The sequence below is a fragment of the Agarivorans sp. JK6 genome (genome assembly GCF_045277145.1).
In the GTDB taxonomy this organism is placed as follows: Bacteria; Pseudomonadota; Gammaproteobacteria; order Enterobacterales; family Celerinatantimonadaceae; genus Agarivorans; species Agarivorans albus.
On record NZ_CP113525.1, the window covers coordinates 2,474,674 to 2,487,156 of the forward strand.

Sequence of the window (12,483 nt, forward strand, 5' to 3'; positions counted from 1 at the left end):
CTTTTTTTTTAGTTCTATCTACTTACGCCTTTTTCTTGGCTTTAGGCTTTTTGCGCTTATCTTCAATGGTCCATTTACCATCGCTAAAGTACGCTCTCCAACCAGTAGGTTTACCGTCGACTTCAGTGCTTAAGTATTGCTCTTTAGTCTTACGGCTGTATCGAACCAAAGATTTAACCCCATCTGGATCTTCTGTTGGCCCATCAGCTAAATAGTAAAACTTCTCCGGCAATCTATCTCTAAAGCGCTTCAATTCTTCCACTAATGGCGCTCGTGTCTCTCGTGAACGTGGGAAGTTACTTGCGGCCATAAAGATACCGGATGCGCCATCGCGTAATACAAAGTAGGCATCACTATTTACACAGGGTAGTTCAGGCAAATGAACGGGGTCTTCACGTGGTGGAGCCACTTCACCATTTTTCAGGATCTTACGGGTATTGCTACAGTCTTCACCTGTACAAGCCATGTACTTGCCAAAGCGACCAGTGCGTAGTTGCATGTCGCTGCCACATTTTTCACACTCAACGATAGGCCCGTCGTAGCCTTTAATCTTAAAGCTACCTTGCTCGACCACATAACCTTCACAATCTGGGTTGTTACCACACACGTGTAGTTTACGGGTTTCATCAATAAGGTAACTGTCCATGGCAGTACCACAAACTGGGCAACGTTCTTTAGCTCGCAGAGCCTCTGTTTCTTGCTCTTCTACATCAGCGGCAACCGCTTCTTCACCAGGAATAAGATTGATTGTGCATTTACAACGTTCTTTAGGCGGCAATGCATAACCAGAACAACCTAAGAATACACCGGTGCTGGCGGTGCGGATGCCCATAGGACGACCACAATCAGGACACTCGATGTTAGTCAGAACAGGAGTATTGCTACGCATCCCCTTTTCGTCATCATCGGCTACGGTTAGTTGCTTCTTAAAGTTTTTATAGAACTCGTTAAGTGTTTGTTTCCACTCAATACTGCCATCAGCAACTTCATCAAGACGTTCTTCCATCTCTGCGGTGAAGTCGTAATTCATTAAATCTTGGAAGCTTTCTGTTAAGCGTTCAGCAACAATCTCACCCATTTTTTCAGCGTAAAAACGACGACCTTCGGTGCGTACATATCCACGATCTTGAATGGTTGAAATAATTGACGCATAGGTCGACGGGCGACCAATGCCACGCTTCTCTAGCTCTCTAACTAATGATGCTTCGTTGAAACGCGCTGGTGGCTTAGTAAAGTGTTGCTTAGGATCAAGCTCAACCAAGTTGAGTTTGTCACCTTGGCTCACCGCTGGTAACACACCATCATCGGCTTTACTGGCCTTGCCTACTGGCTGAACCTTTGTCCAACCATCGAAGCGCAAAATCTTGCCTTTAGCACGTAATTCGAATTGAGCTGCACTCACTGTAACGGTGGTAGCATCATATTGCGCATCAGTCATTTGACAGGCTACGAATTGACGCCAAATTAAATCGTATAACCTAGCAGCATCGGCATCTACACCAGCCAATTGAGTACTGGTTACATTCACGTCTGAAGGTCGAATTGCTTCGTGCGCTTCTTGGGCACCTTCCTTACTCGAATAACGTAAAGGGTTGTCTGGTAGATACTTATCACCAAAATTATCGCCAATATAGCCTCTAGCAGCCTCTACAGCGTCGTTACTCAAGTTTGTTGAGTCAGTACGCATATAGGTGATGTAGCCTGCTTCATAGAGCCTTTGAGCTAACATCATGGTGCGTTTAACGCCAAAACTTAAACGGGTGCTAGCTGCTTGCTGCAACGTAGAGGTAATATAAGGTGCTTTTGGCTTTGAGCGTGTCGGTTTATCTTCACGTTTAACAACTTGATAATCCGCGCTTTTTAAAGTCGCAACTGCTGCTTCTGATTGCTGTTTGTTAACAGGTTTAAAGGCTTGACCGTTTTCTTTAGCAACTTCTAAGCGAAAGCCTTCGCCTAATTGTGTTGCTAAATCAGCATGAATATCCCAGTACTCTTCTGGTACAAAGGCTTTAATTTCACGCTCTTTTTCAACGACCAGACGAACCGCTACCGATTGAACCCGTCCAGCAGACAAACCGCGAGCAATTTTTTTCCAAAGCAGTGGCGATACCATATAACCCACTACCCGGTCTAAGAATCGACGGGCTTGCTGAGCATTTACTCGCGCCATGTTTAACTCGCTTGGCTGCGAGAACGCGTCTTTAATTGCTGACTTAGTAATCTCGTTAAATACTACTCGCTTAAAACGACTGTCATCGCCTCCAATAATTTCTTTTAAGTGCCAAGCAATGGCCTCTCCTTCGCGGTCCAAATCGGTTGCGAGATAGATGGTGTCAGCATTTTCGGCAAGCGTTTTAAGCTCGTTTACTACTTTCTCTTTGCCAGGCAGAATTTGGTAATTGGCTTTCCAATCTTTCTCGGGATCCACACCCATTCGAGCTACTAGCGCTTTTTTGTCTTTAGCCTTCTTTAATTTGGCTTTTTCTTCTGCGCTTAATCCTTTGGTTGAAACAGGCGCAGCTTTCTTTTTATTGGTTGCACTTCCACTGCTAGGCAGATCACGAATATGACCGACACTTGATTTCACCACATATTGGCGACCCAAGTACTTGTTAATCGTTTTTGCTTTAGCTGGTGACTCTACAATTACCAGAGATTTGCTCATATTTTTCTTTTTACCATTGTGTCCACCAACTTGGCCTATTGACGGAAAGTAATAGATATTCGTTCTTTTTTATATTGCTCGAGACTTAGCATAGGTCAATAACTTTTTTGCATCTTTGGTTTATTGGGCGAATAATTAAGCACTCGACCACCAAGATACAAACTGATAACATCTGAAAATCCCAGTAAAGCGTAGTGTTATACGCTTGATTTTCTTTTTCTGCCAATATAAATAACCATTGGTGTCAAATTTTTCAATAAAAGATAACTCATTTTTTAAGTGAGCGTAGTAAAAGGAAGACTATGAAACATTTTGAAGTCAACTTCGACGGCTTAGTTGGCCCAACCCACAATTATGCGGGTCTTTCATTTGGCAACGTTGCCTCTTTATCCAATGCCCAAAATGCCTCAAACCCAAAAGAAGCCGCCAAGCAAGGCTTATTAAAAATGAAAGCCTTGCATGACCTAGGGCTTACTCAAGGCGTGTTGGCTCCGCAACAACGTCCCGATCTCAATCTTCTTCGTCGTATCGGTTTTACCGGTAACGATAGTCAAGTTTTACAACAAGCGGCAAAAAATGCGCCAGATGCCCTACTCGCTAGTTATTCGGCATCAAGCATGTGGACTGCCAATGCAGCCACCGTATCGCCTAGCGCAGACACCGAAAATGGCAAAGTACATTTCACGCCGGCAAACTTAACTAATAAGCTGCATCGCTCTATTGAGCCACAAGTTACCGGAAATATTTTGAAGGCGGTATTTTCTGATAGTAAATATTTTGAACACCATCAACATTTGCCAGAAAACGACTACTATGGCGACGAAGGTGCGGCTAACCATACCCGATTGTGTTCAAATTACGGCGAAGCTGGCTTAGAACTATTTGTTTATGGCCGCTCAGCTGCAGATACCAGCGTAATTGCTCCTAAAAAATTTCCCGCAAGGCAAACCCTAGAAGCAAGCCAAGCCGTAGCTCGCTTACATGGTTTAGATCAAGATACAGCGATTTTCATCCAGCAAAACCCTGGAGTAATTGACCAAGGTGTTTTCCATAACGATGTGATTGCGGTGGGCAACCAAAATGTACTGTTTTATCATCAACAAGCTTTTTTAAACACTCAGCAGCAACTTCAGCATATTCAGCAGCGTTTCGGCGATAATAAGCTACATTTCATAGAAGTTAGCGACAATGAAGTGAGTGTTTCAGAAGCAGTTAAAACCTATTTATTCAATACCCAGATCGTTACTACTGCACCCGGTGAAATGGCTATTATTGCACCAACAAACTGTCAAGAATCGCCCCAAGTTAGTGCTTATTTAGAAGACTTAGTAAGTCGAAATACTCCGATTAAACAAGTGCATTACTTTGATGTTAAGCAGAGTATGAGCAACGGTGGTGGCCCAGCTTGCTTGCGCTTACGAGTGGCGTTAAACGACATGGAATTAGCTGCAGTAAACCAACACACCATCATGAATGAGCAACTATTTAGCACGCTAAACCAGTGGGTTGATAAGCACTACAGAGATAGCTTGGTTTTTGATGATTTACGTGACCCTCAGTTGATCACCGAGGTGAATACCGCATTGGATGAGCTAACCCAAATCTTACATTTAGGGTCTGTTTACCCTTTCCAACAAGCTTAACTGAGCAGATAAAAAAAGCCTGACTAAGGTCAGGCTTTTTGATTGCTATTTGTTAGCATGATATTACTTGGTCCAATTCCAAGATTGAGACTGCATAATTTTCATTACGCCACGCTCTACTCCAATGCTTGCCGCTTGGCTGAGCTTTTCTGCTAATTTCTTCTTAGTATGGTACTTGAACTGGATAACTTGTTTTTCATCAAACTGCTGCATCAAGTAATCGTCACTGGTAGAGACTTCATCAACCAATTCCAAAGCAAATGCTTGAGTGCCGTACCAATGCTCACCAGTGGCTACTTTTGCAATATCCAGCTGCGGACGAAACTCTTGAACAAACTCTTTAAATAGAACGTGAGTTTCTTCTAGTTCAGATTGAAACTTCTTGCGGGCTTCATCGGTGTTTTCGCCAAACATGGTCAGGGTGCGTTTAAACTCACCAGCAGTAACCTGTTCAAAATCGATGTCGTTTTTCTTTAATACTTTATTAAAGTTTGGCAACTGCGCAATCACGCCAATTGAACCAACGATGGAAAACGGCGCTGCGATAATCTTATCAGCGATACAAGCCATCATATAACCACCACTTGCGGCAACTTTATCAACGGCGATAGTAAGTGTGATACCTTTTGCCTTAATCCGTTTTAACTGAGAAGCCGCTAAACCATATCCGTGAACCATGCCGCCGCCGCTTTCTAAACGAACTAACACTTCATCTTCTGGCTTCGCTGCGATAAGTACCGCAGAAACTTCTTCACGTAAACTGGCTACTTCTTTAGCGTCGATGCTGCCTTTAAAGTCGATAACAAACAATCGTGGTTTAGTTTGTTCTTCGCCTTTTTTCTTCTCTTCTTTTTGTTGTTGCTTTAGTTGCTTCTTATGCTGTTTAAGTTGCTCTTTGCTCATGAGGTTATGATTAAGTTTTTCCTCAACCTCGTTGTGTTGCTCACTTAAATCAGTAACTTCAAGCTCGCCACTTTTGTGTTTAGTCTTAGAAGAAGCGGCAATCACAACCACAACTACAGCAATAATAGCGATAACAATCGTTAAGGCCTTCGCAAAAAACAATCCAAACTCAATCAAAAAATCCAAACTTCTGCCCTCATATTTTCGAGCTGCTATTAGTACCATAGCTTGCACACCGAACCAAGTAACAAAAAAGGCCTGCGCGATGCAGGCCTTATAACCGATAACTTAGTGCTTATTGAGCCGGAGCAATTACCGAACTATCACTTACCACAACACTAGCATTTCCAGCATCAGCACCTACTGCATAACTAACAAACTGGGTTTGCATTTCAACCGTAGCAGCCAAACTAGCTGCTGGCGAAATCAGTGAGCTATGAGAGCCTTGGCTAAAGCGCACCGCATAACTGCCTGCCGAGGTAACTTCGGTACCTTCTAGACCCATTGACGAGATCAGCGGCTCGGTGCCAACTAAGGGCAACGTTGCAAGGCTATTTGGAATAACCTGATCACCGCTACCTTCACTGCCATCACCCACAATCTCATGCACTAGTACTGGCATAGCAAAACCGGATTGCGCGTAGTTAATTGGATCTACTCCATCAACTACTGTTTGCGCTAACGACCCAAAAATTGACGAAAATGCAGGATAATTAGAGTCAATCACCAGCTGCGCTGCTTCTGGGTAAGTTGCTTGATATACCGCAAACTGCTCTAAGGCTGTTGCTGTGTCATTGTCTTCAAAGCCAAGGCCAGCAGCAACCAGCGCTAAGTAACCAGGATTAGATTTTAAACCTGCTTCTACGATAGGACCAAAACTAGGTGAGTATTGGAACACTCCAGCTAAACCGCCAGCGGGTGCGCTAAGCGAAACACTTTGTAGGCTGTAATCAATGTCAAAACCACTTACGTTTACTGTATCAGCAACCGATGCTGGACCAACACCGACAATTGCTCCTAGTGACTGACCAGCATAATGTACTTTGCTGCCGTCAAGTTCAGCAGGCGCACCAGCAGCTTGCAAGGCAGCTCGCACCGCAAGTAAATCAGCTGTTGATTGACGTAGATTTTCTCGAATGCTTAAAAAGCTACCCAAGTTGGCGAATACTTGAGGATCGTCATTGGCACTGATTTCTGCATTACCATCACCGGTCAAATCCAAACCTCGACTACCGTGATAAGGCAAATCCATAGCCAAAACTGCGTAACCTTGCGCTGCATAGCTAGCAGCAATAGCCGCTGCGGTTTCTTTAACGGACCCAATACCATGTTGGAAAATCACTACTGGCCAACCTTCGGCAGGCATGGTATTGCCAGTTAAGGTTTCATCAGGTAAATAAATATCTAAATCTAAAAACGCGGTGCTTTTAGTTTCTGGAACAGGGTTATAAGCCGTAAGATGGCGATGTGAGTCAACTGGCATCGCTTCACCATCTTGCATATAGGTAAGGCCAGCTAAATCTGCCTGAGCAAGCATTTGTCCAGCGGTTGTTGTATCACCGCCTGCCACTAAGCCACCAAATGTAGCAACGTCAAAGCCTTTTGCGTCGGCCTGGGCCCAAAAGCTTGTTGCACTACCTTGGTCAGCAAAATCAGCATTGGTTTGCAGTAATTGTAAAATGGCTACCGGGCTATCAGTCTTAGCTTGTGCCCATTTATTTACATCTGCACCGGTAAGATCAGGATTATCAAGGTCTGATAAATAATAAGGCACTGCCAAGGTAGACTTAAAGTATTTAGCGGCTACAAAGCCTGGTTGGCTAGTACCAAGAGCAGCATTGGCTACGTCTTGCGCTGTAGTGCCCGAATCAACAAGTGCACTCATTGGCAATAGGTTGTTTAGTGCCATACCACCATAAATCTGCTGCAAAGTCGTTAACACACTTCCTACCGATTGAGTGGTAAACACTGCTGAATAACTTACATTTGCAGTTACGCCTTCAGCGGCCAACAAGCCATTATTAAACGCGGTTAAGCCTTTCAGGCTTTGCAACGTAGCATCATCGTCAGCAGTGATTGGAGAACTCAATAACTGGTAGGCCTCACCGGCGGCAACACCTCGACCATTTTCATCTAATAGTTGATCTGTAATTGCCACCATATAAGAGGTAGCAGGAGCAAACGGTACTAAAGGAGTTACAATTAAGCTGCCATCGCTAAAGGTAGCAATGTAGTCTTCACCGTAAACAAGCTGCTCATCAACGCGGCAAGTTTGCCCCGCCACAAAACTGCCACCATTTTCGGTAACGTCAGCACAAGTATCTGCAAAACCAGAAGCGCGTACTTTGTATAACAACACGCCAGCTGGGAAAGAACTTGCATCTAACTTTGTATCAATTTCTTCATTGTATTCTGCGTCATCATCGCCGTAAGCTAAAGGAATTGAAAACGGCACACTGGTTTGCCAACCGTCTAAGGCGCCTAATACGTTGGTGATATCTTGATACTGCTGAGTAAGCGCAATAGCGGCTTCACTTGGTAGGTTAATCGTCCCGTCTAAGCTACCGTTAAACAACAAGTTATTTGGTGTAGATACATCACCAGTAAGAGGATTGAAGCGAATTTTTACTGAGTTTGGCTCATTTGGCGTGATATCATTACCAAAATCAAATGGCGAGTTGCTACTACCACAACCCGCTATAGTAACTGATGCAAATAGAGTGACTGCTGTAGCTATTCGGGACAGACGCATATTAGCTAATTCCTTTTTTTATAGTATGTTTCTTCAAAGAAACCTTAAACATTTGTTTACATTTTTGCAACAGGTCTAACCAGGCGTTAAACACTTGTTTAATTGTTAATCAAATATTTGTGCACCAACGCACATCTACAGGAACGAAAAATGAGCACGGAAACCTCTCCTCAACACTTCCAAGCAGCCAGTGACGAGCTACAAAACAAGGTCATCTTAGTAACCGGTGCGGGCGACGGCATTGGCCGCCAAGCCGCTCTATCCTTTGCACAATGCGGTGCAACAGTGATCTTGCTAGGAAGAACAGTTAAAAAGCTTGAAGCTGTATATGATGAAATTGAAGCATTAGGCGCACCACAACCAGCCATTATTCCCCTTGATTTAAAAGGTGCGACTCAACAAAACTATCTTGATATGGCGGCCACCATCGAAAACCAATTTGGCAGATTAGATGGCGCCCTTCTTAATGCGGCGCATTTGGGGGTGTTAAGCCAATACGTGCAAATAGAAGAAGATCTTTGGGATCAACTTATGCAGGTAAATGTAAAATCACAGTTCTTACTTAGCCAAGCTTTAGTTCCGTTAATGCTTAAAAGTGACCATGCCTCATTAGTTTTTACTTCTTCAAGCGTCGGTAAAAAAGGCCGTGCTTATTGGGGTGGTTATTCGGTATCTAAATTTGCGATAGAAGGTATGTCGCAAGTTATTGCAGACGAATTTGATAAAACCGGTTTACGCAGTAATTGTATAAACCCAGGTGCAACCCGCACTTTAATGCGTGCAACAGCCTACCCCGGCGAAGATCCAAAAACACTAAAAACGCCGCTCGATATTATGCCTAATTACTTATACCTAATGAGTGACGCTAGCATTGGGGTAACAGGCACTAGCTTAGATGCGCAACCTAAGTAACTAGTTAGGATAGCGAACGATGAGCAAGCCATTTCGCGCCAAAAGCACCTTAGAGCAGTGGCGAATTTTTCAGGCCGTTGTGGATTATGGTGGCTACGCACAAGCCGCCAGTCAGCTAAACAAAAGCCAATCCTCATTGAACCACGCTGTCAGTAAGTTACAAAACTTACTTGGCATTCAGCTGCTTGAAGTGAAAGGTCGCAAAGCCTACTTAACCCCAATGGGCGAAGTAATGTTAAGGCGCAGTAAATTGCTTAGCCAAAACATCCAAGAGCTAGAATTACTCGCAGCAAGTCTAGAGCAAGGTTGGGAACCACAATTGAGCTTAGCTTGTGAAATCATTCAGCCACAAGCTCCTGTTATTAAAGCACTTAAAGCGTTTTTACCGGAAAGTAGAGGCACTCGTGTCGAAGTTATTGATACCGTAGTAAGTGGCGCTGATGATGCAATAGCTGAAGGTGAATTTGACCTAGTGATCACCGCTCACTTGCCAAAAGGTGTATTGGGAGAGCGCCTCGGTGTTGTCACCTTAGTTCCGGTTGTTCATCGTAATCACCCCTTAGCCAAAATGCCACAGCCAGTCTCGATAGACGAAGTGATACAACACGTTCAACTGGTGATCCGTGATACAGGTAAAAACCCTCAACAAGATAGAGGTTGGTTACGCGCCGAACAGCGCTGGACCTTTAGCAGTTTTCATCGCGTAGTAGAAGTACTTAAGCAGGGTTTAGGCTTTGCATGGCTGCCACTACATATCGCTCAACCGCATTTCGAAGATGACAGTTTGGTTGAACTTAATGTAAGTGGCGGTGCAGCCAAGTCATTGGTTACCTATCTGGTAGTGCCACGCCCAGAACTACTAGGCCCAGCCGGCCAGCATTTTTCAAAGCTGCTGATTCAACATTGTAAAACGCTACGTTAAGGAAGGTAGATGTTACTAAATTGCGATATGGGAGAAAGTTTCGGCGTATGGGAAATGGGGGTTGATGAGCAACTTATGCCGCATATTGATCTCGCCAATATAGCTTGTGGTGGGCATGCTTCTGATCCCAATATAATGAGTCGTACTTTAGCGCTAGCCAAGCAATATGCTGTTACAGTAGGCGCGCATCCAAGTTACGCTGATATAGCTGGCTTTGGCCGACGTTCTATCCCCTATCAAGCCGATGAGCTCACTCACCTACTGCTCACGCAAATAGGCGCTTTAGATGCTTTATGCCAGTATCATGACCTTAACCTAAGCTATGTAAAACCACATGGCGCTTTATATAACGACATGCATAAACAGCCGGCTATATTCGAAGCAGTATGCAAAGCGCTAACTGGCCTCAATAAGGTGCCTCAACTAATGGTACACGCCACCCAATGCCATGGTTTTATCAATGAGCTAGCAGAAGAATACCAACTATCGCTAATCAAAGAAGCCTTTTGTGATAGACGCTACTTAAGCGACGGGAGTTTACAAGCACGTAGTCAAACTGGAGCGGTACTCTCCACTAAAGAACATATATTGGAACAGGTAGATTTGTTACTCACCCAACAAAGCTTACGCTGCGCTGACGACAGCTTATTGGATGTAGAGGCCGATACCCTGTGTGTTCATGGCGACAATCAAGCAGCCGTTAAGCTGGTGCAAGCCATCAAGCAGCAAATCCAACGCTCAAAGAAAGATTAGTCAGTATGTACTGCATCGACTATGTTAACGAGGATAGCGTACTAGTAAGCAGCCAATCAGCAGTCCACTGCCAAGCACTGCCTGATTTAGCAAATTTTCTGAAACACCAGCTTACTAACATCACTGATATTATCGTGGCCAGCGATACTTTACTTTGCATCGGCAATAGCCAAACGCAGTTCGAATCGATAAGCATTGCAGTTCAGCAGTTTGAAGTGCAATTAAGTAAACGTACTAGTCACCAAGTATTTGATATTCCAGTTTGCTATGCAGAACAGTTAGCGCCCGATTTAACAGCAGTCGCTCAGCAACTACAGCTCAGTGTTAATCAAGTTATTGAGCTGCATAAACAAAGTGTTTATAAAGTAAAGATGATTGGCTTTATGCCTGGCTTTACTTACTTAAGCGGACTAAACCCGCAACTAAAACTGCCTCGCAAGTCCACTCCCGTAAGCAAAGTACCAGCTGGCAGCCTAGCAATTGCCGAAGAGATGAGCGCAGTATATCCCAGCGATAGCCCTGGTGGCTGGCACATAATTGGCCAAAGCCCCATAAAGCTATTTGATAAACACCTCGATCCTATGTGCCCGTTAACGGTAGGTGATCAAGTGCGTTTTATAGAGCTCAGTTATGAAGAATTTCTCAGCTACGGAGACAGCAGTGACTAAAGCAGCCTCACTCACGGTACTTCGTAGCGGTCCGCAGATGCTAGTTGTTGATCAAGGGCGTATTGGCTTTCAACACATCGGCGTTAGCCCAGGTGGTCCTGCAGACAAGCACGCCTTTAATTGGGCTAACCGCTTGCTAGCAAATCCCGTTAACAGCCCTGCCCTAGAAATCACCTTTGGTGGCGCTAAGCTGCATTTTGAGCAAGCCTGCCAGATTGCAGTATGTGGTGCTGCAATGCCGCTTAGCTTAGAAATAAATGAAGCAAACAACAAACAGATTACCACTTGGCAAAGTATTGATGTGGAAGCCGGTCAAACTTTACACATAGGTCCTAGTCGCTCAGGGCTAAGAGCTTATTTGGCGATACAAGGCGGCTTTGTACTCGACAGCGAGCTAAATAGTGTAAGCAGTTCACCGAAACAGGCTTTAGGTCCCTTCAATGGGCGGGCTTTAATGCAAAATGACAAACTCCAATATTGTATAAAAAGTGCTAAGCAACTGGCCTCCACTCCAGTGCAACAAACACCGTATCAGTTTATTCCAAACTATAAAGAACACTTAAAACTCGCGCTTATTCCAGGTTATCAATTCCACGCATTTAGTCCGCAACAACGACAGCAAATTTTGCAACAGGAATATCAACTCAGCGAGTTAAGCGACCGCATGGGGGTGAGATTAAAAGGCATAGCTATAGACAATGCTCCTCAAGCTAAAGAATCAGAGGCAATAGCTTTAGGCGCTGTGCAAATCCCACCCAATGGCTTGCCGATAATTCTGTCTGTTGATAGGCAAACCATTGGTGGTTACCCCAAACTGGGTTGTGTCTCTCGGCTAGACTTGTTTGCTTTAAATCAGCGGCATCCAAAGCAAAGCATAAGCTTTTACTTAAGCAGTGCTGAGGAACAACGACAGCGCTGGCTAGCCTTTGAAAACTTCTTCAACTAAGCCAGCTAAGAGGCTAAATCCATTATGAGCAGTTCACCAGCTAAACCTAAGCGACTAAGGGACTTAAAAGGCTTTGGTCCACGCAGCGAAGAAATATTGGCAGAGGTAGATATTCACTCCGTCGAAGACTTTATGGCCATCGATCCCTACCAACTCTACGGGCGTTTAAAAGCCCAAGTAAAAGGCACTGGTTTAAACTCTATCTACGCGATAATTGGCGCAAGAGAAGATCGCCATTGGCAAGAGATTAAACAACAGCATAAAACTGAGATTTTGTTCAAGCTAGACGAACTAGGACTAGCACCTAAGTAAGCAGAAG

At 44.3% G+C, this 12,483-nt stretch carries 10 protein-coding genes; 7 read left to right on the plus strand and 3 right to left on the minus strand.

The window, feature by feature from the left end; all coding sequences use genetic code 11:
- Positions 1 to 22: 22 nt before the first annotated feature.
- On the minus strand, positions 23 to 2,665 hold the full coding sequence (gene topA / locus OV592_RS11555) for a type I DNA topoisomerase (RefSeq protein ID WP_406608673.1): 2,643 nt from the start codon (positions 2,663 to 2,665) through the stop codon (positions 23 to 25).
- Positions 2,666 to 2,967: 302 nt separating this feature from the next.
- Here topA and astB point away from each other — a divergent pair, with 302 nt between their 5' ends.
- A complete protein-coding gene (gene astB, locus OV592_RS11560; RefSeq protein ID WP_406608674.1) occupies positions 2,968 to 4,308 on the plus strand; it encodes an N-succinylarginine dihydrolase in 1,341 nt (446 codons plus the stop codon).
- A gap of 63 nt (positions 4,309 to 4,371) precedes the next feature.
- On the opposite strand, the gene sohB is transcribed toward astB, so the two are convergent.
- Positions 4,372 to 5,397 carry a protease SohB gene (gene sohB, locus OV592_RS11565; RefSeq protein ID WP_406608675.1) on the minus strand — a complete coding sequence of 342 codons (1,026 nt, stop codon included), beginning with the start codon at positions 5,395 to 5,397 and terminating at the stop codon, positions 4,372 to 4,374.
- Between the two features lie 109 nt (positions 5,398 to 5,506).
- Positions 5,507 to 7,963 carry a VolA/Pla-1 family phospholipase gene (locus OV592_RS11570; RefSeq protein WP_406608676.1) on the minus strand — a complete coding sequence of 819 codons (2,457 nt, stop codon included), beginning with the start codon at positions 7,961 to 7,963 and terminating at the stop codon, positions 5,507 to 5,509.
- Between the two features lie 150 nt (positions 7,964 to 8,113).
- Between OV592_RS11570 and OV592_RS11575 the strand changes: the two genes are divergently transcribed.
- From OV592_RS11575 to OV592_RS11600, 6 genes are read left to right on the plus strand one after another with little or no spacing between them, the layout of a single operon-like run.
- On the plus strand, positions 8,114 to 8,875 hold the full coding sequence (locus OV592_RS11575; protein WP_016403037.1) for a YciK family oxidoreductase: 762 nt from the start codon (positions 8,114 to 8,116) through the stop codon (positions 8,873 to 8,875).
- A 19-nt stretch (positions 8,876 to 8,894) separates the two neighbouring features.
- On the plus strand, positions 8,895 to 9,797 hold the full coding sequence (locus OV592_RS11580) for a LysR family transcriptional regulator (RefSeq protein ID WP_016403038.1): 903 nt from the start codon (positions 8,895 to 8,897) through the stop codon (positions 9,795 to 9,797).
- Between the two features lie 9 nt (positions 9,798 to 9,806).
- On the plus strand, positions 9,807 to 10,550 hold the full coding sequence (locus tag OV592_RS11585) for a 5-oxoprolinase subunit PxpA (RefSeq protein WP_406608677.1): 744 nt from the start codon (positions 9,807 to 9,809) through the stop codon (positions 10,548 to 10,550).
- A 5-nt stretch (positions 10,551 to 10,555) separates the two neighbouring features.
- Positions 10,556 to 11,218 (plus strand): allophanate hydrolase subunit 1, encoded by a 663-nt coding sequence (locus tag OV592_RS11590; protein WP_338621380.1) that lies wholly within the window; start codon positions 10,556 to 10,558, stop codon positions 11,216 to 11,218.
- Positions 11,211 to 12,164 carry a biotin-dependent carboxyltransferase family protein gene (locus tag OV592_RS11595; protein WP_406608678.1) on the plus strand — a complete coding sequence of 318 codons (954 nt, stop codon included), beginning with the start codon at positions 11,211 to 11,213 and terminating at the stop codon, positions 12,162 to 12,164. The genes OV592_RS11590 and OV592_RS11595 overlap by 8 nt, the downstream gene beginning before the upstream one ends.
- 24 nt (positions 12,165 to 12,188) lie before the next feature.
- On the plus strand, positions 12,189 to 12,476 hold the full coding sequence (locus OV592_RS11600) for a TfoX/Sxy family DNA transformation protein (RefSeq protein WP_016403042.1): 288 nt from the start codon (positions 12,189 to 12,191) through the stop codon (positions 12,474 to 12,476).
- The last annotated feature ends 7 nt before the right edge of the window (positions 12,477 to 12,483 follow it).